14 protein-coding genes (1 of these 14 running past the window's edge) are annotated in these 24,636 nt (G+C 74.0%); 5 read left to right on the forward strand and 9 right to left on the reverse strand.

The window, feature by feature from the left end; all coding sequences use genetic code 11:
• On the reverse strand, nt 1-10,236 hold the 5' portion of the coding sequence (locus E0F75_RS05555) for a non-ribosomal peptide synthetase (protein ID WP_187621332.1). Its footprint begins 3,996 nt before the window's first position; the window shows 10,236 of its 14,232 coding nt (coding positions 1-10,236); it begins with the start codon at nt 10,234-10,236; its stop codon lies off the left edge, out of view.
• A 308-nt stretch (nt 10,237-10,544) separates the two neighbouring features.
• Here E0F75_RS05555 and E0F75_RS05560 point away from each other — a divergent pair, with 308 nt between their 5' ends.
• Both E0F75_RS05560 and E0F75_RS05565 read left to right on the forward strand, forming a co-directional pair.
• On the forward strand, nt 10,545-11,534 hold the full coding sequence (locus E0F75_RS05560; protein WP_229312518.1) for a polyprenyl synthetase family protein: 990 nt from the start codon (nt 10,545-10,547) through the stop codon (nt 11,532-11,534).
• The gene (locus E0F75_RS05565; RefSeq protein WP_187621334.1) at nt 11,524-12,753 is read left to right on the forward strand and encodes a hypothetical protein; all 1,230 of its coding nucleotides are present in this window, start codon (nt 11,524-11,526) and stop codon (nt 12,751-12,753) included. Before E0F75_RS05560 ends, E0F75_RS05565 begins: the two co-directional genes overlap by 11 nt.
• An 84-nt stretch (nt 12,754-12,837) precedes the next feature.
• Here the strand turns inward: E0F75_RS05565 and E0F75_RS05570 are convergent, their stop codons facing one another.
• The 8 genes from E0F75_RS05570 to E0F75_RS05605 all read right to left on the reverse strand — a co-directional run bounded on the left by E0F75_RS05570 (nt 12,838) and on the right by E0F75_RS05605 (nt 20,745).
• The gene (locus tag E0F75_RS05570; protein ID WP_187621335.1) at nt 12,838-13,770 is read right to left on the reverse strand and encodes a TauD/TfdA family dioxygenase; all 933 of its coding nucleotides are present in this window, start codon (nt 13,768-13,770) and stop codon (nt 12,838-12,840) included.
• A 12-nt stretch (nt 13,771-13,782) separates the two neighbouring features.
• Entirely contained in the window at nt 13,783-14,640 is an 858-nt protein-coding gene (locus E0F75_RS05575) for an enoyl-CoA hydratase/isomerase family protein (RefSeq protein ID WP_187621336.1), read from the reverse strand.
• Nucleotides 14,627-15,445, reverse strand: a complete 819-nt coding sequence (locus tag E0F75_RS05580; RefSeq protein ID WP_229312519.1) for an alpha/beta hydrolase family protein — start codon at nt 15,443-15,445, stop codon at nt 14,627-14,629. Before E0F75_RS05580 ends, E0F75_RS05575 begins: the two co-directional genes overlap by 14 nt.
• Nucleotides 15,442-17,019 carry an amino acid adenylation domain-containing protein gene (locus E0F75_RS05585; protein WP_187621337.1) on the reverse strand — a complete coding sequence of 526 codons (1,578 nt, stop codon included), beginning with the start codon at nt 17,017-17,019 and terminating at the stop codon, nt 15,442-15,444. The genes E0F75_RS05580 and E0F75_RS05585 overlap by 4 nt, the downstream gene beginning before the upstream one ends.
• Complete coding sequence (locus E0F75_RS05590) at nt 17,003-18,202, reverse strand: acyl-CoA dehydrogenase family protein (protein WP_187621338.1); 1,200 nt, start codon at nt 18,200-18,202, stop codon at nt 17,003-17,005. The genes E0F75_RS05585 and E0F75_RS05590 overlap by 17 nt, the downstream gene beginning before the upstream one ends.
• A complete protein-coding gene (locus E0F75_RS05595; protein WP_187621339.1) occupies nt 18,199-19,614 on the reverse strand; it encodes a TrpB-like pyridoxal phosphate-dependent enzyme in 1,416 nt (471 codons plus the stop codon). Before E0F75_RS05595 ends, E0F75_RS05590 begins: the two co-directional genes overlap by 4 nt.
• Nucleotides 19,611-19,895, reverse strand: a complete 285-nt coding sequence (locus E0F75_RS05600) for a phosphopantetheine-binding protein (RefSeq protein WP_187621340.1) — start codon at nt 19,893-19,895, stop codon at nt 19,611-19,613. The genes E0F75_RS05595 and E0F75_RS05600 overlap by 4 nt, the downstream gene beginning before the upstream one ends.
• Nucleotides 19,896-20,061: 166 nt before the next feature.
• The gene (locus E0F75_RS05605; protein ID WP_206706114.1) at nt 20,062-20,745 is read right to left on the reverse strand and encodes a thioesterase II family protein; all 684 of its coding nucleotides are present in this window, start codon (nt 20,743-20,745) and stop codon (nt 20,062-20,064) included.
• A 353-nt stretch (nt 20,746-21,098) separates the two neighbouring features.
• Here E0F75_RS05605 and E0F75_RS05610 point away from each other — a divergent pair, with 353 nt between their 5' ends.
• The 3 genes from E0F75_RS05610 to E0F75_RS05620 all read left to right on the forward strand — a co-directional run bounded on the left by E0F75_RS05610 (nt 21,099) and on the right by E0F75_RS05620 (nt 24,633).
• Nucleotides 21,099-22,529: an aldehyde dehydrogenase family protein gene (locus E0F75_RS05610; RefSeq protein WP_187621341.1), complete on the forward strand. Its 1,431-nt coding sequence runs from the start codon at nt 21,099-21,101 to the stop codon at nt 22,527-22,529.
• A 127-nt stretch (nt 22,530-22,656) separates the two neighbouring features.
• Nucleotides 22,657-23,676: a hypothetical protein gene (locus E0F75_RS05615; protein ID WP_229312520.1), complete on the forward strand. Its 1,020-nt coding sequence runs from the start codon at nt 22,657-22,659 to the stop codon at nt 23,674-23,676.
• A gap of 54 nt (nt 23,677-23,730) precedes the next feature.
• Nucleotides 23,731-24,633 carry a DUF2236 domain-containing protein gene (locus tag E0F75_RS05620; RefSeq protein ID WP_187621343.1) on the forward strand — a complete coding sequence of 301 codons (903 nt, stop codon included), beginning with the start codon at nt 23,731-23,733 and terminating at the stop codon, nt 24,631-24,633.
• The last annotated feature ends 3 nt before the right edge of the window (nt 24,634-24,636 follow it).

Below are 24,636 nucleotides of genomic sequence, written 5' to 3' on the forward strand. Positions count from 1 at the left end.
GTTGTCGCCGCGGTAGGTGGCGACCTCGGGCCGGGGCCGGTCGGCGGGCATGTCGAGTTCCTCGGGGAGGCCGTCGAGGGCGGCCTTCCAGTGGTCGAGCTGCCGGGTGAGCTGACTGTCCGGGTCGGTCTCGTCGCCCATGACGGTCCGCTGCCACAGGGTGTAGTCGGCGTACTGGACCGGCAGCGGCTCCCAGGCCGGTGCGGCGCCGCGGGCACGGACGGTGTAGGCCCGGGACAGGTCGGCGAGCAGCGGGGTGAGGGACCAGCCGTCGCTGGCGATGTGGTGGGTGACGAGGACGAGCACGCAGGCGCCGGAGCTGTCGGAGCCGTCGGCGGTGAGCAGGCGGGCCCGCAGCGGCGGCTGGACGGTCAGGTCGAAGCCGCCGAGGACGGTGTCGGTGATCGCCTGCTCCAGCTCGTCGGCCGGGACGGCGCGTTCGTCGAGGACGACGGCGCCCTCGACCGGGCCGAGGACGTGCTGGCGGGGGACGCCGTCGGTCTCCGGGAAGACGGTGCGCAGGCTCTCGTGGCGGTCGCTGACGTCGCGGAGCGCGGCGCGCAGGGCGGCACGGTCGAGCGTGCCGTCGAGACGGAGCACGAGGGGCACGTTGTAGGTGGCGTTGGGGCCTTCGAGCCGGTTGAGGAACCACAGCCGGGTCTGGGCGAAGGACAGCGGGACGCGGTCGCCGCGGTCGGCGGGGACGAGCGCGGGGCGCGTCTCGCCGGGGGTGGTGAGCCGGGCGGCGACGCCGGCGACGGTCGGGGCGTCGAACAGCGCCTTGACGCCGACGCGGACCCCGAGGGTGGAGGCGATCCGGCTGAGCAGCCGCATGGCGAGCAGGGAGTGGCCGCCGAGGGCGAAGAAGTCGTCGTCGACGCCGACGCGTGCGACGCCGAGGACGTCGGCGAACAGGCCGGCGAGGATCTCCTCCTCCGGGGTGCGCGGGGCGCGGGTCACCGGCCCGCCGGCGGCCTCGGGGGCGGGCAGCGCGGCCCGGTCCACCTTGCCGTTGGCCGTGAGCGGGAGCGCGTCGAGGACGACGACGGCGGTGGGCGTCATGTACTCGGGGAGCACCCCGGCGACATGGGCGCGGACGCGGTCGGGCACGAGCCGCTCGCCGGGGGCGGCGACGACGTAGCCGATGAGCCGCTTGTCGTCCCGCTGGTCCTCGCGGACCAGCGGGAGTGCCTGGCGGACGCCGGGGGCGGACAGCAGGGCTGCCTCGACCTCGCCGAGTTCGATCCGGAAGCCGCGGACCTTGACCTGGTGGTCGGCCCGGCCGACGTACTCGAGGACGCCGGCGGCGTTCCAGCGGACCCGGTCGCCGGTGCGGTACATGCGCGCGCCGGGCGGGCCGTAGGGGTCGGCGACGAACCGCTCGGCGGTGCCGGCGGGGCGGCCGAGGTAGCCGCGCGCCAGGCCGGTTCCGGCGATGTACAGCTCGCCGGTGACGCCGTCGGGCACGGGCAGCAGGGCCGCGTCGAGGACGTAGACGCGGGTGTTCCACATGGGGCGGCCGAGCGGGACCGGTCCGGCGGCAAGCGGGGCGCCTGCCGGGACACGGTGGTCGAGGACACCGACGGTGGTCTCGGTGGGGCCGTAGTGGTTGACGACGGCGACCTGCGGGTGCCGGGCGCGCCACGCGGCGAGCTGTTCGGCGTGCAGGGCTTCGCCGCCGGTCATCAGCTCGGCGGTCGGGGAGAGTTCGTCGGGCAGGGTGTCGAGGATCGGCAGGTGGCTGGGGGTGGCCTTGAGGAAGGTCAGGCCGCCGGGGACGTCGAGGGTCTCGTCGAGGTCGGCGACATGGAGGCAGCCGCCGGCGAGGAGGGTGCCGTACAGGGTGGTGAGGCCGAGGTCGAAGGAGAGCGGCGAGTGGAGGAGGGTGCGTCCGCTCAGGCCGGGGTACTCGGCGGCGCAGCGCACCACGTAGTCCACCAGGGCCCGCTGCTCGACGACGACGCCCTTGGGCGCGCCGGTGGAGCCGGAGGTGTAGACGACGTACGCGGCGTCGAGGGGGGTGACGGGCGCGGTCCGGTCGGCTTCGGCCGGGGCGTCGGTGCGGGCGCGGGCGAGCGCGTCGGCGATGTCGGGGGCGTCCAGGACGAGGACGCGGGCGCCGGCGCCGTCCAGGTGCGGGGCGGCGTCCAGGGTGGCGGCGGTGGTGAGCACGAGGGCGGGGCGGGCGTCGGCGAGGAGCCGGGTGACGCGCTCGCCGGGGTGTTCGGGGTCGAGCGGCAGGTAGGCGGCGCCGGCCTTGCCGACGGCGAGCATCGCCGCGACGGCGGTGGTTGAGCGGGGCAGGGCGAGGGCGACCAGGGTGTCCTGGCCGGCGCCGTGTTCCAGGAGCAGGTGGGCGAGGCGGTTGGCGCGGGCGTCGAGCCCGGCGTAGCTGAGCCGTTCGGCGCCGCAGAGGACCGCGGGGGCATCCGGCGTGCGGGCGGCCTGGGCTTCGAAGAGCTGCGGGAGGGTGGCGTCCGGGGTGTCGTGGTCGGTGGCGTTGCGGGTGACGAGCAGGTCGTGCCGTTCGCTGCCGTCCATGACGGCGAGCCGGGCGAGCGGCCGGTGCGGGTCGCTGAGGGCGGATTCGAGGAGCCGGACGAACCGGCCGGCGAGCGCCTCGACGGTGGGCCGGTCGAACAGGTCGGCGGAGTAGCCGGCGGCGGCCTCGACGCCCTGCGGTTCGCCGTGCTCGTCGTACCGTTCGGCGACGGAGAGGAGCAGGTCGAACTTGGCCATGTCGGGGTCGATCTGGGCGACGTCGGCGCGCAGGCCGGGGAAGTCGACCTCGGGGCGGTCGAGGTTCTGCAGGACGAGCTTGATCTGGAACAGCGGGTGGCGGTTGAGCGAGCGGCGCGGGTTGAGCGCCTCCACGAGCCGTTCGAACGGCAGGTCCTGGTGGGCGAAGGCGGCGATGTCGGCGGTGCGGGTGCGCTCCAGGAGTTCGGCGAAGGTGGGGTCACCGGAGGTGTCGGTGCGCAGCACCAGGGAGTTGACGAAGAAGCCGACCACGTCGTCGAGGACCTCGTCGCCCCGGCCGACGACCGAGCCGCCGATCGGGATGTCGGTGCCGGCGCCGAGGCGGGTGAGGAGGGCGGCGAGTGCGGCGTGCAGCACCATGAACGGGGTGACGCCGTGGGTGCGGGCGAGGCTCAGCAGCGCGCGGTGGGTCTCGGGGCCGAGGTGGAAGGGCACGAGGCCGCCGCGGTGGCTGGGCAGCGCGGGCCGGGGCCGGTCGGTCGGAAGCGCGAGCTCCTCGGGGATGCCTGCGAGGGCGTCCTTCCAGTAGGCGATCTGGGCGGAGACGACGCTGTCCGGGTCGCTCTCCTCGCCGAGCCGCTCGCGCTGCCACAGGGTGTGGTCGGCGTACTGGACGGGCAGCGGGGACCAGTCGGGGGCACGGCCTTCGAGGGCGGCGGCGTAGGCGAGGCTGAGGTCGCGGGCGAGCGGCGCGGTGGACCAGCCGTCACCGGCGATGTGGTGGACGACGACGACGAGGACGTGCGTCTCGGGTCCGACGACGACGAGCCGGGCGCGCAGCGGGGCCTCGCGGGTGATGTCGAAGCCGCGGCCGACCGCGTCGGCGACGAGGGCGTCGGCGTCGCGTCCGGCGGCTTCGACGACGTCGAGGACGGGGCGGGCCTGCTCGGGGTCGAGGACGAGCTGGCGGGGGACGCCGTCGGTCTCGGGGAAGACGGTGCGCAGGCTCTCGTGCCGGCCGGCGACGTCGGCGAGGGCGCGGCGCAGGGCGTCGTGGTCGAGCGGGCCGGAGAGCCGCAGCACCAGGGGGATGTTGTAGGTGCCGTCGGCCGGGTCCATCCGGTTGAGGAACCACAGGCCGCGCTGGGCGTACGACAGCGGCAGCCTGTCGGGGCGTTCGCGGCGGGCGACGGCGTCGCGGGCGGGTCCTGCGTCGGTGAGCCGGGCGGCCAGGCCGGCGACGGTCGGCGTCTCGAAGAGCGCGGCGACCTCCAGGTCCGCGTCGAGGGCGGTGCGGATCCGGGCGACGAGGCGGGTGGCGAGGAGGGAGTGGCCGCCGAGGGCGAAGAAGTCGTCGTCGAGGCCGACCCGGTCGAGGCCGAGCATGTCGGCGAAGACGCCGCACAGGATCTCCTCCTGCGGGGTGCGCGGGGTGCGGCGTTCGACGGTGGTGAAGTCGGGGGCGGGCAGGGCCTTCCGGTCGGTCTTGCCGTTCGGGGTGAGCGGCATTACGGGCAGGGCGACGAGGACGGCGGGGACGAGGTGTTCGGGCAGTGCGGCGGCGAGGGCCTCGCGCAGGCCGCGGACGTCGTCGGCGCCGACGACGTAGCCGACGAGGTGGCGGTGTCCGCCGGGGCCGGGGACGACCGCGGCGGCGGCGTCGGTGACGCCGGGCAGGGCCCGCAGATGGGCCTCGACCTCGCCGAGTTCGATGCGCTGGCCGCGGATCTTGACCTGGGAGTCGCGTCGGCCGATGAACTCCAGCTGCCCGTCGGGGCGGTGGCGGACGAGGTCACCGGTGCGGTACATGAGGCTGCCGTCGTCGGCGAACGGGTCGGGGACGAACGCGGCGGCGGTGCGTTCGGGGTCGCCGAGGTAGCCGTGGCCGACGCCGACGCCGGCCACGTACAGGTCGCCGGGGGTGCCGGGCGGGACGAGCTGCTTCTCGTCGCTGAGGACGTAGAGGGTGGTGTTGCGCACGGCATGGCCGATGGGGGCGGTGGTCCGCCGCTCGTCGAGGGTGTCGGGGGTGAGGACGGCGTGGGTGACGTCGTCGGAGCACTCGGTGGGCCCGTACGCGTTCATCATCGGGATGCCGGGGAAGCGGGCGAACCAGCGGCGGCACAGGTCGGCGGGAAGTTCCTCGCCGGTGACGACGAGCCGGCGCAGGGCGGGCAGGGCAGGGACCTCGGCGCCCTCGTCCCAGATGTCCAGGGCGGCACGCAGCAGGGAGGGGACGACCTCGAGGACGGTGACCTCGTCGTGGCCGACGAGCCGGAACAGGCCCAGCGGGTCGGCGGCGAGGAGCTGGTTCACGGCGAGGACGCGGCCGCCGGTGAGCAGCGGGGCGATCATCTGCCAGACGGAGACGTCGAAGGTGAGGGGTGCGTTCAGGACGACGGTGTCGGCGTCGGTCAGGGTGAGGTCGTCGACCTTGGCGAGCAGGTGGTTGTTCATGCCCCGGTGGTGCACCATCGCGCCCTTGGGGCGGCCGGTCGAGCCGGAGGTGAAGATGACGTACGCGAGCTGGTCACCGGCCGGTGCGGTGGCGTCGGCGGCCGGAGCGGGGTCGGCCGGGTCGTCGACCGGCATGGCCCTCGCGCCGGTTCCGGCGACGACGGCGGCGGCGGTCTCCTCGTGGCCGGGCCCGGTGAGCAGCCAGACGGCGGAGGCGTCGGCGAGCAGGGAGGCGGACCGCTCGTACGGGGCGCGGGTGTCCAGCGGGAGGTAGGCGGCGGACGCGGCCTGGATGCCGAGGAAGGCGGTGACCGCGGCGGCGCCCCGGTCGGCGAGGACGGCGACGACGGTGTTCTCCCGGGCGCCGCGGGCGCGCAGCCGGGCGGCGAGCCGGTCGACGCGGTCCATGAGTTCGGCGTACGTGACGTCGCCATGGTCGTCGGTGACGGCGACGGCCTCGGGGTGCTCGGCGGCGACGGCGCGGACGCGGGCGACGGCGTCGGTCATGGTCTCCGGCGCGGCGGTGTCGTTCCATGCGACGAGGAGCCGGTGGATCTCCTCGTCCGAGAGGAGCGGGGCGCTGCCGATGCGGGTGCCGGGGGCGGCCGTGGCGGCTTCGGCGAGCCTGGCGAAGCGGGCCAGGAACGCTTCGGCGGTGGTGCGGTCGAAGAGGTCGGTGCGGAACTCCAGGGCGACGAGCAGGCCGGCCTCGTCGCCGCCGGGTGCGCGGTGCTCGCGGATGTTGAACGACAGGTCGAACTTGGCGGCGCCGGTGGGCACGTCGACCAGTCCGAGCGCGAGCCCTTCGGTGGCGGGCAGTGACCGCTCCGAGCTGTCCATGGAGATCATGACCTGGAACAGCGGGTGGTGGGAGGTGGAGCGGGCCGGGTTGAGCACCTCGACCAGCCGCTCGAAGGGAAGCTCCTGGTGGGCGTAGGCGTCGAGGTTGCTCGTGCGGACGCGGGCGAGGAGTTCGGCGAAGGTGGGGTCGCCTGAGGTGTCGGTGCGCAGCACGAGGGTGTTGGTGAAGAAGCCGACGAGGGCGTCCAGGGAGTCCTCGGGGCGGCCGGTGACGGGCGTGCCGAGGGCGATGTCGGTCCCGGCGCCGTGCCGGGTCAGCAGGGTGGCGACGAGGGCCTGGACGACCATGAAGGTGCTGGCGCCGGTGGCACGGGCGAGCTCGGCGAGGCGGCGGTGGGTGGCCGCGTCGAGGTCGAGGGCGACCAGGTCCGCGGGGGCTGCCGAGCCGGCGCGGCGGGGGTGGTCGGCGGGCAGGTCGAGATGGTCGGGCAGGCCGTCGAGCTGCCGCTTCCAGAAGGCGATCTGGCGGGCGGCGGCGCTGTCGGGGTCGCTCTCGTCGCCGAGGGCGCGCCGCTGCCAGGCGGCGTAGTCGGCGTACTGGACGGCGAGCGGGGCCTGTGCGGGGGCGTGTCCGGCGCGGCGGGCCGTGTAGGCGTCGGCGAGGTCGCCGAGCAGTGGGGCGAGGGAGCCGGCGTCGGCGGCTATGTGGTGGAGCAGGAGCAGCAGGACGTGCCGGTCGGGGGCGAGGGAGAACAGGGTGGCCCGCAGCGGGGGTTCTCCGGCGAGCTCGAAGCGGTGGGCGACGGCGGCGGACAGCTCGGCGTCCAGGGTGTCGTCGTTCGCCGTGCGGACGGTGAGCGCGGGTGCGCCCCCGGGGGGCAGGATGTGCTGGGCGGCGACGCCGCCGGTCTCGCGGTAGACGGTGCGCAGGATCTCGTGGCGGTCGGTGAGGTCACCGAGCGCGGCGGCGAGGGCGGGCCGGTCGAGCGTGCCGTCGAGGGTGAGGACGAGCGGGATGTTGTACGCGGAGCTGGGCCCTTCGAGCTGGTCGAGGAACCACAGGCGCTGCTGGGCGTAGGAGAGGGCGAGGTCGCCGTCGCGGGGCGCGGGGGTGAGAGCGGGGCGCTCGGCGGTCGCTCCTTCGAGGCGGCCGGCCAGTCGGCGGACGGTGGGCGCGGCGAAGAGGGCCTCGACACCGCAGTCCCGGCCGAGTTCGGCGGAGATCCGGCGGGCGAGCCGGGCGGCCATGAGGGAGTGGCCGCCCAGCGCGAAGAAGTCGTCGTCGGCGAGGACGCCGTCGCGGCCGAGGGCGTCGGCGAACAGGGTGGCGAGGGCGTGTTCGAGCGGGGTGCGCGGCTCCCGGCCCGCACCGGCGGCGGCCGGGCCCGGCTCGGGCAGGGCCTTGTGGTCGACCTTGCCGTTGGGGGTGACGGGGATGGCGTCGACGACGGTGACGGTCGCGGGGACGAGGTAGCCGGGCAGGACCTCGGCGAGGGCGTCGCGGACGGCGGCCGGGTCGAGTGCGGCGGCCTGGGTCGTGGGGACGACGTACCCGGCGAGGGCGGGGGTTCCGTCGGCGGACCGGCGTACGGTCACGGCGGCCTGGGCCACGGCGGGCAGGCGCAGCAGCGCGGCCTCGGCCTCGCCGGGCTCGACGCGGTAGCCGCGGATCTTGACCTGCTCGTCGGCGCGTCCGACGAACTCCAGCGAGCCGTCGAGGAGTTGGCGTACGAGGTCGCCGGTGCGGTACATGCGCTCGCCGGGCAGCCCGAAGGGGTGGGCGACGAACCGCTCGGCGGTGAGCGCGGAGCGGCCGAGGTAGCCGCGGGCGAGGCTGGGGCCGGCGACGTACAGCTCGCCGGTGACGCCGGGCGGCACGGGCAGCAGGGCGCTGTCGAGGACGTACACCCGGGTCTCGGCGATGGGGTCGCCGATGGGGGGCGTGCGGGAGCCGTCGAGGGCCTCGCTCATGGTGGCGCAGACGGTGGTCTCGGTGGGTCCGTAGCCGTTGACGAAGAGTCGGCCGGGCGCCCAGCGGGAGACCAGTTCCTCACCGGCGGCCTCGCCGGCGATGAGGATGGTCATGCCCGGGGGCAGGTCGGTGGCGGGGTCCATGACGGCCAGCGACGACGGCGGCAGGATCGCGTGGGTGATCCCGGCCTCGCGGGCGAACGCGGCCAGCGGGTCGCCGGGCAGCAGCCGCTCGGCGGGGGCGAGGACGAAGGCCGCGCCGGCGAGCAGGCCCATGCACAGCTCGGGCACCATCGCGTCGAAGCCCATGGAGGCGAACTGGAGGACCCTGCTGCCCGGGCGGACGTCCAGCCGCCGGACGAAGGTGTCGGCGAGGCCCGGCAGGCCGGCGTGGGTGACCACGACGCCCTTGGGGCGGCCGGTGGAGCCGGAGGTGTAGATGACGTACGCGGCGTGCGCGGCGGTCAGCGGGGCGGTGCGGTCGGCGTCCGTGAGGTCGGCGCCGGACAGCGACGCCAGCTCGGAGACGATGTCGGGGCCGTCGAGGGCGAGCGGGGTGCGCCCGGCGGCCTCGGCGACGGCGGCGGTGGAGGCGTCGACGAGGACGTGGACGGGGGCCGCGTCGCCGAGGATGTGCGCGATGCGGGCCTCGGGGTAGCCCGGGTCCACGGGGACGTACGCCGCTCCGGCCTTGACCGCGGCGAGGATCGCGACGACGAACTCGGCGGAGCGCGGCAGCAGCAGGGCCACCCGGTCCTCGGGTCCGACGCCGCGGGCGGCCAGCAGCCGGGCGAGCCGGTTGGCGCGCCGGTTCAGCTCGGCGTAGTCGAGGACGGTGTCCTCGAAGGCGAGGGCGGGCGCGTCGGGCGAGGCGAGGACCTGGCGCTCGAACAGGGCGGCGAGCGTGGGACCTTCGGCGGCGGGCACGGTCGCGGTGGTGAGGCGGGCGACGGCCGCGTCCCGCTCCTCGTCGCCGAGCAGCCCGATCCGGCCGAGCGGCGTCCCGGGCTCGTCGAGCGCGCGGGCGATCCGGCCGACGAAGCGCAGGTAGCGGTCCTGGTGGGCGGCCAGCTCGGCGGGGGCGTACAGCTCCGGGTGGGCGTCGAAGTCGACGCGGATGCCGCCGCCGTTGCCCCGGTCGTAGACGGAGACGGCGAGGTCCTCGATGAGCCGCAGCGACATGTTGTGCGCGTCGGCGGGCAGTCCGGCGAAGCTCAGGTCGTAGTCGAACGGGACGACGTTGAGCAGCGGGCCGAAGAAGCGGCGGTGGTCGTTGGGCAGGCCGAGGTCGCGGCGCAGCTCCTCGCCGCGGTAGCGCTGGTGGGCGACGAGGCCGCGCAGCGCGACCCGGGTGCGCTCCAGGAGTTCGCCGACGGTCGTGGCGTCGTCGACGGCGACCCGCAGCGGGACCACGTTGGCGGCCATGCCGGGCGCGGTGCGGGACTTGGGGCCCGGGCGGGCGGTGACCGGCAGTCCGAGCACGATGTCGGTGAGGCCGGTCATACGGTGCATGTAGGCGACCGTGGCGGCGATGACGACGCGGGACCGGGCGGTGCCGGCCTGCTCCGCCGCGCGGACCAGGTCCTGCCGGACGTCCTCGGGCAGGTGCGCGCTGCGCCGGACAAAGTCGGCGGACGGCTTCAGCGGGCGGGTGGAGAGGGCGACCGGCTCGGGCTGGTCCGCGTAACGGCCGCGCCAGAACTCCCGGTCGTCGGCGAGGTCCCCGGAGTCGCGGTACGCGGCGTCCTCGGCAAGGAGCGTGCGGACCGAGCCGAAGGGAGTGGGGCCGGGGTCGGCGCCGGCGGCGAGCGCGGTGTAGACGTCGGCGACGCGGCGGACCAGGAGGGCGGCGCCGACGCCGTCGAGCAGGATGTGGTGGTAGGCGTGGTACCAGAACCAGCAGTCTTCGGCGGCCTTGAACAGCGCGTACGTGAACAGCGGCGAGCCGGTCAGGTCGATGCGGCGGCGCAGATCGCGGCCCATCCACTCCTCGGCGGCGCGACGGGGGTCGGCCTCGCCGGAGACGTCGACGGTCCGCAGGGTCCAGGAGGGCTCGGCCCCGATCACCTGGCGGGGGCCGTCCTCGGTGTCGACGAACCGGATGTGCAGGGCGTCCGCCTCGGCGGTCATCCGCCGCAGCGCCCGCTCGAAGACCGCGGTGTCCAGGGCGCCGTGAATCTCCAGGTACTCCGCCGCGCGGAAGATCGGGCTGTCGGGTTCGACGGCCTGCGCGAACCACACCCCTGCCTGAGCCCCGGTCAGCGGAAGCTGCTGCTCGCCGTCGGCAAAAGACTGAGACTGGTCCATGATTCCTCGCCATCCACCTACAGGTGTGCGACAGGTAATTCCTGACACACCGCAAGAACAAACAGGTCAGTGATTTCTCCGCAGACAGCGTCTGCACACTGCGCAGGACCATAGTCCGCGGCGCGCCGACCCCTCTGGACAGCGCCTATACGCCAAGCTGCCTCTTTTCGCGGGCTCTTGGGTGTGCGAGAAAGAGCATGTTGAGGTCTACCCGGTATCAGGAGATCCGCATGTCCACTACCTTCCCGGTGAGTCAAGAATTCACTGGTGTCGCCGCCCGCGAAACACGCGACCGCGTCTTGGCGCGGGTGGAGCGACGTATTCATGAATTCCTCGCCGAGGAGCGCCGTTCCTGGGCGGCGCTCAACCCGGATTCAGCCGAACTGATCGACTGCGTGAGCCGCATGGTGGGCAGCGGGGGCAAGCGCCTGCGTCCCGCGTTCTGCATCGCCGGCTATCTCGCCGGCGGCGGCGACCCGGAAGCGCAGGTCGTCGTCGACGTGGCGGCCGCCCTGGAGCTGCTGCACACCTTCGCGCTGCTGCACGACGACGTCATGGACGACTCGGGGCTGCGCCGCAACGAGCCGACCGCGCACGTCCTGCACTCGACGCTGCACACGGAGCGGGACTGGCGCGGCGAGCCCCGCCGGTACGGCGAGAGCGTCGCCGTCCTCGCCGGCGATCTCGCGCTGGTGTACGCGGAGCGGCTGCTCGTCGACTGTCCGCCGCACGCCCGGCGGATCTGGGGCGAGCTGTGCACGGAGCTGATGATCGGCCAGTTCCTGGACGTACGGGCCGCCGCCCGATTCGTGCCGGACCCCGAACTGTCGAGCTGGATAGCGCTGTTCAAGTCCGGCCGCTACACGGTCTACCGGCCGCTGGCCATGGGCGCGGAGCTGGCCGGCGCGCAGGAGCTGCAGCCCGCGTTCGAGCGGTACGGTCTCGCGCTCGGCGAGGCGTTCCAGCTCCGGGACGATCTGCTGGACGCGTTCGGCAGCTCAGAGGTGATCGGCAAGCCCGCCCAGCTCGACTTCAAGCAGCACAAGATGACGCTGCTGATGTCGATCGCGCTGCGCCACGAGGCGGAGGTACGGGAGCTGGTCGGCGACGACCTCACCGGGGCCGACCCCGAGCGGCTGCACGAGGTACTCATCCGGACCGGGGTGCGCGACCGGGTGGAGGCGGTGGTCGCGGAGCGCATCGAGACCGCGCGAGCCGCGGTGCGCGGGGCGCTGGACCCGGACTGGGCCGCCGAGCTCCACACGATGGCGAGGCAGGCCGCCTACCGTGACAAGTGACCTGAGCGCCCCTGGCCCGGCGGCCCCGGGCCGGGCCGCCCCGGGTGCGTCCGCCGCGGGCCCGGCCGCGCCCGGCCGTCCGAGCCCGGCCGTCTCCGGGCGGCTGGTCTCCGAACGGGTCGTGGCGGACTGGGAGTTCGCCGTGCCGCCGGGCGCGGGAGGGTCGTTCTGGGACGGGGTCGACCCGGTCGAGGGACTCGACGTCTTCGCGGGGGCGCTGGCCCGCGGCGCCGGACCGCTCCCCGACCCGGGGGCGGTCCGGCTGCGGGTGCGGGCGGTGGACGCGTACCGCCCGCCGTCCGGCGAGCCGCCACCGGCGCCGGGCGGGCCCTGGGCCGCGTACAGCGAGAGCGGGCACGTCCGCCGGATCCACTGGCCGGCCCGGGAGGCATCGGGTACGGCCGGACTGCTGACGGCGTCGCCCGACCCTTCCCATGCCCATGCCCACGGCGCAGCCGACGGGACGCCGCGCGCCGACGGCGCTCCCCTCCCCGGCGGCGCGCCCGGCGCCCTCGTGGAGGTGTCCGCGAGCCACGAGGCGTTCCGGCGCAAGCTGACGCGGATGGCGCTGATCGCCCCGCTGATGCTGAGCGGCGGGATGGCGCTGATCCACGGCGTGGCCGTCACCCGCGGCGACGGGTTCACCGTGCTGCTCGCCGGGGCGTCCGGGTCGGGCAAGTCCACCCTCGGTCTGGCGGCCTTCGCCCACGGCTGGCGGGTGGTCGCGGAGGATCTGGTGTTCGTGACCGGGGACCGGGCCGTCGTCCCGCTGTTCCTGAGCGGCGCCTGGGAGTGCCGGGCGCATCCGGACGACCGGGCTCTGATCGAGCGGGTCACCGGGACGCCGGTCGAGGGGCACGCCTCGGAACTGCCTGCGGACCACCGGGGGCGGGAGTACCTGTTTCCGGTGCGCCCCGAGGCCGGGCCCGTCCCGGCCCGGCCGCTGCCGGTGGACCTGGTGGTCTTCGTGGACCGGGGCGGCGACGCCCCGGTCTCCTCCGGGGGCCGCGCCGGGCAGGTCCTGGGCGCGGGCCCGCGCAGCACGCTGGGCGCGGTGGCGAAGCTGCTGCGGCTCGACTTCGCGCCGGTCGTCCGGGAGACGGAGGAGACACTGCGGCGCGTCGTCGAAGAGCTGCCGTCGCGGCGGTTCGCGGCGACCGGCCGGATCGCGGACGACGTGCCGGCGTTCCTGGCCGCCCTCGACCGATGGGCGTCCTGACGGTTCCCGCCCTCACCGTGAACGCCTCGAAGGGCCGGCCCACTCGGGCCGGCCCTTCGAGGCGTGTACGGGAGCGGGCGCGGATCAGGCCATGGCGACCAGGATCCGGCGCTGCCCGGTGAACGCGCGGCGGCCGTGCGCGACCGCGACGTTGTCGACGAGCAACAGGTCGCCGACCTCCCAGGCGACGTCCACGGCGGTCTTCATGCCGATCTCCTGGACGTGGGTGATGAACTCGGCCGGGATGGGGCTGCCGTCGGCGAAGAACGCGTTCTGCGGGAGCTCGTCCTCGGGGATGAGTTCGGCGAGCGCGGCGGCGTCGTCGCCGAGTCCGGCGGTGTGCCACTGGTCGGCCTGGTTGAACCAGACCTCCGTGCCGGTGACCGGGTGCTCCAGCGTCGCCCGGCGGAGCTGGGTGACACGGAGGGTGCCGTCGGACTGCCAGCTCCACTCGGCCTCGGCGCCGTCGAGGAACGCCTCGACCTCGGACCGGTCCTCGGTCTCGAAAGTGGCCTGCCAGCTCTTGCCGAAGCCCATGCCGTCGTGGAGGTTCTGGGTGTAGCGGACGCCGGGGGCGAAGGCCGCTCGAATCTCCGGGTCGATGGACTCCAGCCAGAGCCGGCCGTCGACGAGCGGGGTCGCACCGCCGGTGGCCGCCGCCACGTCGCAGTAGAACAGGATCCGCGAGGGCCAGGTGTGCGCGTACGACATCTCGTTGTGCATGGAGATCTCGAATTCGGCCGGGTACTCGGTGGAGGTGTAGAGGTTGCGGCCGACCTTGGTGCGCGGCGAGTTGCCGTGGACGTACGCGAGCCGGTTCGCCAGCAGCAGGTCGGCGGCGCCGTCGTAGCTGTCGGCGGTGATCCCGAAGCCACGGAAGTAGACGGCGCGCTCCTCGGCCAGGAGCCGGCCGACGTCGGTGGCCCGCAGGTACTCCTCCAGGCCCTGCGGGGTGGCGTCGGCGCCCACGTCGGCGGGGCGCAGGATCCGGGGCTGCCAGCCGTTCTCGGTGGTCATGTGTGGTTCCTTTCAGGAGGGGTTCGCCGACGGGACGGCGTCCCCGGCGTGCTGGGGGTCGGTGGGCCGGGCCGCGGCGAAGTCGGGGGCGCGGCGGGCCCGGAAGGCGGCCACCGCCTCGCGGACGTCCGGCGAGTGGGCGGCGACGACCTGGACGGGGGCCTCCCGTTCGAGGGCGGCCGCCAGCGAAGGCGCGCCGGTGTTGGCCTGGAGCACCTGCTTGGTGAGGGCCAGCGAGACCGGGCTGTTCGCGGCGATCTCGGCAGCGCAGCGGAGCGCGGCGGCGGCCAGTTCGCCGGGGGCGGTCACCCGGCTCACCAGGCCGCGGGCGAGGGCCTCGTCGGCGGCCACGAACCGGCCGGTGAGCATCATGTCGGAGGCGAAGCCGAGGCTGGTCAGCCGGGGCAGCAGCCAGGAGGCGCCCATGTCGCCGCCGGAGAGCCCCATCTTCACGAAGGAGGCCCGGAAGCGGGCGCCGGGGGCGGCGAGCCGGATGTCGGCGGCGAGCGCCAGGGAGAGCCCGGCGCCGACGGCGGAGCCGTCGACGGCGGCGATCACGGTCTGCGGCAGAGCCGTCAGTCCGGTGATCGCCTCGGCCTGCCGGTGCAGCAGGTCGAGCAGGTCGAGCGGGGGCAGGGCGGCGATCCGGCCGACCTCGTCGATGTCGTACCCGGCGCAGAAGGTGTCCCCGGCGCCGGTCAGGACGAGCACCCGTACGGAGGGGTCGGCACGCAGTCCGGCGCAGAGGTCCGTGAGGCGGGCGAACAGGTCCTCGTTCAGGGCGTTCCTGCGGGCGGGCCGGTTCAGGGCGGCAGCGACGACGCCCGGGAGGGGGCGGGTGACCAGGAGGGAGGGTTCAGATGCGTTCATGCGTCCGCTCCTCTGTGTGGCGGGCGACGAATTCCAGCGAGGCGGGCAGGGCGCCGTCGACGAACCGCCAGTCGTGGCCGCCGGGCCGCTCGTGGTACGCGACCTCGTGGCCGCGCTCGCGCAGCGCGTCGCGGACCCGGCGGTTCATGGCCCGCATCCGGTCGTGGTCCTCGGTGCCGATGTCCAGGTAGAGGGCGGGCGGCGGGGTGAGGCTGTCCTGTCCGATCAGGCGGTACGGGTCGTAGCGCCGCCGGGTCTCGCTGCCGGGCGGGCCCCAGACCCGCTCGTGGCTCTCCACCGTGGGCATGGCGAACGCGGGGTCCGAGCGGAACGTGGCGTACGGGTCCCCGGTCCGCAGCGGCGCCTCGAAGGCCCCGGCGTGCGAGGCGACCGCTCCGAAGACATCGGGGTGCCGCAGACCCAGGAAGAGTGCGGCGGCCCCGCCCATGGAGAAGCCGCCGACGGCGCGCCCGGAGCGGTCGGCGCGGGTGTGGAACCGCGCGTCGACCGCCGGCACGAGCTCGTGGACGAGGTGGTCCTCGTACCGCATTCCGGCGTGGTCGTTGACGAACCAGCGGCGACCGCTCTGCGGCAGGACGACGATGGTCCTGCTGTCCCTGACCAGGTCGACGAGACGGGTGTTGACGAGCCAGGTGTCCTTGCTGCCGCCGTAGCCGTGCAGCAGGTACAGGACGGGGTGGGCAGGGCCGTCCTCGCTGTAGCCGCCGGGCAGCACGATGTTGACGCCCTTGTCGCGGCCGAGGAGCCGGCTCGGCCGGCGCAGGGTGAGCACGCGGGCGGTCACGCCGCCTCCTGGAGGGGAAGGGCGGCCAGGGCCCGACGGTCGGTCTTGCCGGTCGAGGTGCGGGGGAAGGAGCCGGCGAGGTGGAAGGCGGCGGGGACCATGTAGCGCGGGAGGGTCGCCATGCAGTGGGCGCGCAGGTCGGCAGGTTCGGGGGCCGCGCCGTCGGCGGGCACCACATGGGCCTGGAGTTCGTGGTTGCCGTCGGCGTCCGGGACGGCGACGCAGACCGCCTCGTGGACGTCGGGCAGCCGCATCAGGACGGCCTCGATCTCCTCCGGTTCGACCCGGTGCCCCCGGATCTTGATCATGTGGTCGCGGCGGCCGAGGTAGAGGTAGGCGCCGCCCTCCAGCGACCGGACGAGGTCGCCGGTGCGGTGGGTCCGGGCCGCTCCCCCGGCGGCCTCGACGGGCGGGGTGCGGCCCCAGTAGCCGAGCATCACCGAGTCGCCGGTGACGCAGAGTTCGCCCTCGGCGCCGGGGACGTCGGGGACCGGCCGGCCGTCCGGGCCGAGGAGCCGGGCGTCGGCGTACGGGCAGGGGCGGCCGATGGGCGGGGATGCGGTGCGGTCGGGGGCGAGGTCGCCGTCGGTGACCCGGTGGTGGGTGCAGACATTGGTCTCGGTCGGGCCGTACAGGTTGTGCAGGGCCGCTTCTGGCAGCGCCGCGCGCAGCCGCCGCAGATGCTTGAGCGCGAACGGCTCGCCCGCGAAGAGCACGGTCCGCAGCCGTGAACTCTCCAGCAGGGCACGGTTCTTGGCGTCGAGCATCCGGATGAGGGCGCCGGGCACCGAGTACCAGACGGTGACGCCCTCCTCGGCGACCAGCCGGTTGAGCGCCGGGCCGAGGGCCCGCTGGTGCTCGGGCACGAGGACGAGGCAGGCGCCGGCGCTCACGGCGGCGAAGACGTCGAAGACGGAGAGGTCGAAGTGGACGGGGGCGTGGGAGGACAGCCGGTCCTCGGCGGTCAGCCCGAACTCGGTCACGGTCCAGTCGACGAACGCCAGCGCGTTGCGGTGGGACAGCATGACGCCCTTGGGCGTGCCGGTGGATCCGGAGGTGTAGAGGATGTAGGCGAGGTCGTCGGGGCCGACGTCGGCGGGCGTGAACCCGTCGGGCGCCGGCCGGTCCACGGCCTGCGCCCAGCTCGTCGACCGGAGCGCCGGGTCGCCGGGCAGGACGGGCTCGTCGCCGACGAGGACGGCCGTGCGCAGCGCGGCGGGAACGCCGTGCTCCTGGAGCAGGGCGAGCCGGGGCGCGTCGGTGACCAGGCAGCGGACGGCGCAGTCGCCGAGGATGTACGCGGCGCGGGCGACGGGCGTGGCCGGGTCGACCGGGACGTACGCGGCCCCGCACTTGAGGATCGCGTGGAGGGTCACGAGGGTCTCGGTCGACTTGCCGAACCACAGGCCCACCCGGTCGCCGGGGCGGACGCCCTGCTCGCGCAGGGTCGCGGCGAACGCGGTGGCCGCCCGGTCCAGGCCGGCGTAGTCGGTGGAGCGGCCCCGGTGGCGGACCGCCTCGGCCGTGGGCCGGGCAGCCGCGGTGTGGGTCAGCAGGTCATTCAGCGTGCGCATGGCGGGCTCCTGCGGGGCGGGGAGACGCGGCGCGGGCGCGGGTGGTGAGGCCGAGCTTCTCGGCGATCACCAGCCGTTGCATGTCGGAGGTGCCGGAGGAGATCCGGGTGCCGAGCGCGTCGCGCAGATTCCGTTCGACGTCGGTGTCGGTGGTGTAGCCGAGGCCGCCGTACACGTGGAGGGCGTCGAGGAAGGTCTCGACGGCGGACTCGCTGGTGCGGAGCTGGGCCGCCTCGGCGTAGTGCGAGGCGACGTCCCGCTCGAGGTCCCAGGCGGCCCGGTGGGTGAGCAGCCGGGCCTCGTCGAGCCGGATCCGCATCTCGACGATGCGGTGGGACACGGACTGGAACTTGCCGATGTTCCGGCCGAACTGCTCGCGGGTGCGCGCGTACTGGACACAGTCGTCGATCTGGCGTCCCATGGCGCCGAGCAGCGGGGCCAGGATCAGCGAGCGTTCCCAGGTCATGGTGGCGGCGAGGATCCGGGAGCCCTGCTTCTCCGCGCCGAGCCGCGCGGAGAGCGGGATGCGGCAGCCGCTGAGGGTGATCTCGCCCCAGGGCGCGGTGCGCAGTCCGGCCTTCTCGTAGCGGGTCTCGACGGTCAGTCCCGCGTGGTCGCGTTCGACGAGGAAGGCGGTGACGCCGGTGAACCCGAGGGCCGGGTTGACGGTGGCGTACACGAGGAAGACGTCGGCGAGGGGCGCGTTGGTGACGAAGCGCTTGGCGCCGTCGAGGACGTAGTGGTCGCCGTCGCGGCGGGCGGTGGCGGTGAGGGAGAGGGCGTCGGAGCCGGATCCGGCCTCGGTGATGGCGTGGGCGCCGATCAGCCGGCCGTCGCAGAGTCCGGGCAGATAGCGGTTCTTCTGCTCCTCGCTGCCGAAGAGCAGCAGCGGGATCTCGGCGGCCCAGATGTGTGCGCCGAGCGCGATCATGAGGCCGTTGTCGCGGCAGCCCTCGCCCAGTCCCTCCAGGGCGAGGGCGCAGGTCAGCGGGTTCAGACCGAGGCCGCCGTAGGCGCGGGGCACGGGGAGGCCGAGGACTCCGGCGTCGGCGCAGCGTTGCCAGTCGCCGGGCTGGAGCGTCCCGGTGCGTTCCCGGGCCGGGAGGTCGGCGCCGAGGTCCCGGCCGAGCCGGCGGAACCGGTCGACGAGGGCGGTCTGTTCCTCGGTGGGGCTGAGGTTCACGGGCGGCCGCCGACCGGGTCGAGGGCGGGCAGCCCGGCCAGCGAGGCGGCGATGTGGCTGTCGGAGACCACGTGGTCCTCCAGAGTTCCCGCCAGGTACTGGTCGTACGCGGACAGGTCGAGCAGTCCGTGGCCGCTGACGTTGAAGAGGATGACGCGCGGCTGGTTCTCCTCGCGGGCGCGTACGGCCTCGTCGATGGCGCACTTGACGGCGTGCGCGGACTCGGGGGCGGGGATGAGGTTCTCGGTGCGGGCGAAGAACGCCCCGGCCTCGAACACGTCCTTCTGCCCGTAGGCCACGGCCTCCATCAGGCCACGGTCGTAGAGGGCGCTCACCAGCGGCGCGGCGCCGTGGTAGCGCAGTCCGCCGGCGTGCACGCCGGGTGCGACGAAGGTGTGGCCGAGGGTGTACATCTTCGTCATGGGGGTGGTGCCGGAGAAGTCGTTGTAGTCCCACGCGTAGCGGCCCCGGGTCATCTTGGGGCACGCCTCGGGCTCCACCGCGACCAGCCGGGTCGCGGCTCCGGTGCGGATCTTCTCCCGGTGGAAGGGGAAGGCGAGACCGGCGAAGTTGCTGCCCGCGCCCATCGCGCCGATGACCACGTCGGGGAACTCCCCGGCCAGCTCCATCTGGAGCAGGGCCTCTTCGCCGATGACCGTCTGATGCAGCAGGACGTGGTTCTCGCCGCTGCCGACGGAGAAGGCGCCGCGGGTCACGGTCCTGGCGTGTTCGAGGGCCTCGGCGTTGGCGATGGCGACGCTTCCGTCGCCGTCGGGCGAGGCGGCGAGCAGGGCGCGGCCCGCCTCGGTGGTGCCGCTCGGGCTGGGGATGACGCGGGCGCCGTTGAGCTCCATCAGGACCCGGCGGTAGGGCTTCTGCCGGTAGCTGCAGTTGACCATGAAGACGGTGCAGGCGAGGTCGAGGGCGTGGCAGGCCATCGACAGCGCGGTGCCCCACTGGCCGGCGCCGGTGCCGGTGGTGACCTCCTGGACGCCGGCCTTCTTGTAGTAGTAGGCCTGCGCGAGCGCCGAGTTGAGCTTGTGACTGCCGGAGGCGTTGGCGCCCTCGTACTTGTAGTAGATGTGCGCGGGGGTGTCGAGCGCCTGCTCGAGGCGGTGGGCGCGGATCAGCGGCGTGGGGCGCCAGCGCTGGTACTGCGCGCGCACCGGGTCGGGGATCTTCACATGGCGCTCGGTGCCGACGCTGCCGCGGTACATGGAGAGCGGGATGTTGGCCCCGGTGGACCCGCGGTCGGCGGTCTGCGCGGCGCCGGCCGCTTCGTCGTCCGGCCGTGCGGCAGGCCGCGCCCGGCGGACGTCGGAGGCCGGCACGTCGAGGTCGGCGAGGATGTTGTACCAGTGGGTCGGGACGTCGTCCTCGTCGAGCAGGTACTGGTTGCGCACGGCCTTCATGCCGGGGTCTCCGTCTGCAGGCCGGCGACGTGCCGGCGGACGAGCTCGATCAGGTCGCCGACGGTCTCCAGGTCGGCCTCCATGACGTCCTCGTCCTCGACGTGGCCGCCGAACTCGGTCTCGACGGCGAGCAGGAGCTGGAGCAGGTTGAGCGAGTCGAGCTGGATCATCGGCGAGTAGAGCGAGACCTGAGGACCGATGTCCTGGGGGTCGAGGCGGAGATCGAGGGCGTCGACCATGAGTGCGCGGACCTTGGTGGCCACGTCGTCGTCGGGCAGCATGTCGAAAGGCTCCTTGGAACAGGAAATACGTCGGGTCGGGATGGCTTCGTGCGGGCGGCGCCGATACGGCGCCGGAGAGAATTCCCGCGGCGGCCGGCGGTCGGGTGCGCGGGGAAGTCGGGGAAGGGGGGAAGCCGGGGGTTCAGGAGAGGGGTATGCGGGGGGATCAGTTCGGGCCGGAAAGAACGCGGGCGACGTCCGTGACGATCTCGCTCCCCTGCACGAGGGAGAAATGGTCTCCTGAAAAGACCTGCAGGGAGAATTCACCGGACGTCGCGTCCGACCAGGCGGCGGCGTGCGCGACGGGCACGCCCGGGTCGGCGTTCCCCACGTACGCCGTCACCGGCACGGTCACCGGCCGCGCCGCGGCGGGCCGGTAGGTCTCGATCAGGGTCAGGTCGGCGCGGAACGACGGCAGCAGCAGGGCCAGCAGTTCCGGCTCGGCGACCACCGCCGGGTCCATGCCGCCGAGCGCGAGCAGACCCTCGACCATGGCGTCGTCGTCCCGCAGATGGAGATCCCGGCCGCCGCGGGGGCTCAGCGGCGAGCCGTGTCCCGAGACGAACAGGTGCCGCGGCCGGGCCCGGTACAGCGTCTCCAGACGCAGGGTGACCTCGTACGCGAGGGCCGCGCCCATGCTGTGGCCGAGCAGTGCGACCGGCCGGTCGAACAGCGGCAGCAGCTCCCGCGCGACGCTGTCGGCGAGCGGACCCATGGCGCTGACGCACGCCTCGCCGAAGCGGTCCTGCCGCCCGGGGTACTGCACCGTGACGAGTTCCACGTCGTCCGGCAGGGCTTCGGCCCAGCCGTAGAACGCGCCGGCGGTGCCGCCCGCGTGCGGCAGGCACACCAGGCGGATCCTCGGCGCGGGCACCGGGCGGGGCCGGCGCAGCCAGCGCCCGTCGGGGCTTGCGGTATTCCGGGCACGTACCGGGCTCGGTATCACTGACGACCTGCTTCCCTGGTCTTCCCGAACGGCCGGGAACTCACCCGTCCCGGCATTTCAAGCACCGCACTTTAACGCCTTTTCACGGGTCGTCACCACCCGATTCGGGCGGCAGTTCGACATACAGAATTCATCCAGTCCGCGGGCGGCTGGGCTCCGTACATTGGTCCGCCGTCACGTCGTCAATTTCCTCCCTCCCGCCCGTTCGCCGGAGGAATTCACATCATTCGACCCTGCCGAAAGAGACCCGTCACGCCATGAATTCCCTCCCCCTGCACCAGGTCTACGTCGGCGGCCGGTGGACCGCCCCGCGCGCCACCGGCACGATCGCCGTGGAGAACCCGGCGACCCTGCGGATCGTCGGCGAGGTCCCGGACTGCGGCAGCGAGGACGTCTGGCGCGCGGTGGACGCGGCCCGCCGGGCGCTGCCCGGCTGGGCGGCGACCGGCGTCGAGGAGCGCGCGGCGGCCCTGACGGCGCTGCGCGAGGCCCTGGTGAAGCACCAGGACGAGCTGGCGGAGACCGTCACACGGGAAATGGGGTCGCCGATCACGTTCTCCCGGCGCGTCCAGGCGGGGCTGCCGGTGCGGGTGCTCGACGGTTTCACGGCGGAGCTCGCCGCGGCCACGGCCGAGGAGCGGATCGGGCACTCCCTCGTGGTGCGCGAGCCGGTCGGCGTGGTCGGCGCCATCACGCCGTGGAACTACCCGCTGCACCAGGCGGTCGCCAAGATCGGTGCGGCCGTCGCGGCGGGCTGCACTCTGGTGCTCAAGCCGAGTGAACTCGCCCCGCTCTCCTCGTACCTCCTCGCGGAGCTCATCGACGGGATCGGGCTGCCGCCGGGCGTCTTCAACCTGGTGCCCGGCCGGGGCGCGACGGCGGGCGCCGCGCTGACCGTCGACGACGGCGTCGACCTGGTGTCCTTCACGGGGTCGCTGGAGGCCGGCCGGGAGGTCGGCGCGGTGGCGGCCCGTACGGTCAAGAAGACCTGCCTGGAGCTTGGTGGCAAGTCCGCCACGCTGGTCCTGCCGGACGCCGACCTGGCCGCCGCGGTCGAGGACGGGGTCCGCAGCGCCCTGCACAACGCGGGACAGACCTGCACCGCCCGCACCCGGCTGCTGGTGCCGCGGGCGCGGCTGGACGACGCGCTGGACATCGCCCGCGCGGTCGTCGCCGGCTATCTGCCGGGCGACCCCGAGGACCCGGCGACCCTGCTGGGACCGCTCGCCTCCGCCGGGCAGCGGGAGCGGGTCCTCGGCCATCTGGCGCAGGCCGCCCGCTCGGGCGCCCGTCAGGTCGCCGGCCAGGACGCCGCGGCCGCGCTGCCCCCGACCGGCCACTACGTGGCGCCGAGCGTCTGGACGGACGTCAGCCCGTCCTCGCCGCTGGCCCGTGAGGAGGTCTTCGGACCCGTTCTCGCGGTCATGGCGTTCGAGGACGACGACGAGGCGGTGTCCCTCGCGAACCACTCCGACTACGGCCTCGCCGCGACCGTCTGGTCCGGCGACCGGGACCGCGCCGTCGCCGTGGCCCGCCGGCTACGGGTGGGCCAGGTCGACGTCAACGGCGCGAAGTTCAACGCCGCGGCGCCGTTCGGGGGTTACAAGCAGTCCGGCATCGGCCGGGAGCTCGGCCGCCACGGCATCCAGGAGTTCCAGGAGGTCAAGTCCCTCCAGCTGCCCGGCTGAGCCCGCCCGGCGGATGCCGCCGGACGGAGGCCCCCGCTGTTCCCTCACCCCCCCCCACACACACACCCCCCACACCCCCTCCGCGCCCCTGATCCCTGCACCGCGACTCGAAACGACGGGTGACACCGTGTCCCTGCGCATGCCGCACATCCATGTGGAGTTCCCTCCGGAGCTCAGTCCGTTCGCCGACCGGGCGGAGGCCGGAGCCCGGGCCTTCGTGTCCCGCTTCGGCCTCGCCCCCGACGAGGCCGCCCGCCGCCACCACGAACGCTCCCTGCTCGGCACCCTGATGGGCAGGGCGTACCCGCACTCCGGCGCCGAGGAGCTCCAGCTCGTGACCGACTGGATCAGCTGCATGCTGGTCCTGGACGACCAGTTCGACGAGACCTCCCTCGGCACGGAGCCGGAGCGCCTGCGCGAGGTCTGCGACGAGGTGCTCGGCTGGTTCACCGAGGACGGTTCCGTCGACGACGACCCCGGCCCGGCGGCGCACTCCCTCACCCAGGTGTTCCGCCCCGCCTACGCGGACCTGTGGCGCCGCACCGCCCCGCTGACCTCGCCGGCCTGGCGCCGGCGGCTCGCCGCGCACATCGGGGCCTTCTTCGACACCTGCGTGTGGGAGTCGGAGAACCGGCTCACGGGCCGCGTCCCCGGCCTGGACGAGTACATCGCCCACCGCGGCCGCGCGCTCATGCCGTACCTCGACCTCATCGAGGTCACCACGCACTTCGAGGTGCCGGAGGAGATATACACGCTGCCGGCGTTCGCCGAGATGAACGCGGCGCTCTCCGACGCGGACCTGTGGACCAACGACCTGTTCAGCTGCGAGAAGGAGGCGCTGCTCGGCGACCCGCACAACCTGGTCCTGGTCCACCGGCACGCGCACGGCACGGACCTGCAGACCGCCGCGGACGCCGTCGGGGAGATGGTCCAGGGCCGCTTCGACCGTTTCACCGAGCTCAGTTCCTCCTTCGCGGAGCGCCTGACGCCCGCGCAGCGCGGGCTCCTCCCTGCGGACCGCCTGGAGCGCCACGTCGCGGGGCTGCGGAGCTGGCTCACCGGCCAGCTCCAGTGGCGCTTCGAGACGCTGCGGTTCGACCCCACTCGGCCCGAGGTCACCAGCGCCGCGGGGTCCACCCCGCTGTAGGCACACGCCCTCGACCGAATTCCCCCACTGTGACCCATTGTGAACGGGGTACGCATGCGAGACCGTTACGCGACACTCAGACATCTGGAGACCCTCGACCCGAAGGCGGACCACCAGGAGATCCATCGCATTTCCTCCGACCGCGAGTTCCCCTGGGACTACGGCCGTGGGCTCGAGGTGGCGATCTGGCGCACCTGTTGCGTGCCCACCATCTCCGACGTCCTGGACGGCAGCGGCGAGTTCGCCCTGCACGCGCAGAAACGATACGACGACACCCGGATCCTGCTCGGCGAACTGGTGCGCGGCGGCTACGACTCCACGCGCGGGCGCCAGACGATCCGGCAGATCAACCAGGCGCACCGCAGGTTCGACATCGCCAACGAGGACATGCTGTACGTCCTGTCGACCTTCATCTTCGAGCCGATCCGCTGGATCGACCGCTGGGCCTGGCGGCGCACCTCCGAGACGGAGCGGCTGGCCGCCTTCTACTTCTTCACCAGTGTCGGCGAGCGGATGAACATCCGTGAACTCCCCACCGACTACGCCTCGTTCGAGCAGTTCAACAGCGAGTACGAGCAGGCCCGCTTCCAGCGGGCCGCGAGCAACCACCGCGTCGGCACCAACATCCTGAACCTGTACGCGTCCTGGTACCGGCGCCCGGTCAGCGACCTGGTCGCAGCCACGCTGCCGTGCCGGCTGGACGCGCCGGCCCTGGACGCCCTCGACCTGCCCACCCCGCCCCGGTGGGTGCGGGCCGTCCACCGCGCCGGGCTGCGCGGCCACGCAGGGGCCGAGCGCGTCGCGCCGCGGCTGATGGCGCGGCTGATGACCCGGCCGACCGCGCGGACGTACCCGGGCTACCCGCACGGTTACGACCTCGCCGACATCGGTCCCCAGCGGACCGTCCCGACCGTGCGGCAACAGCCGACGGCCCGTGTCGACAGCCTCAAGGACTGAGCA

It is taken from the genome of Streptomyces sp. CB02980, assembly GCF_014451325.2.
In the GTDB taxonomy this organism is placed as follows: Bacteria; Actinomycetota; Actinomycetes; order Streptomycetales; family Streptomycetaceae; genus Streptomyces.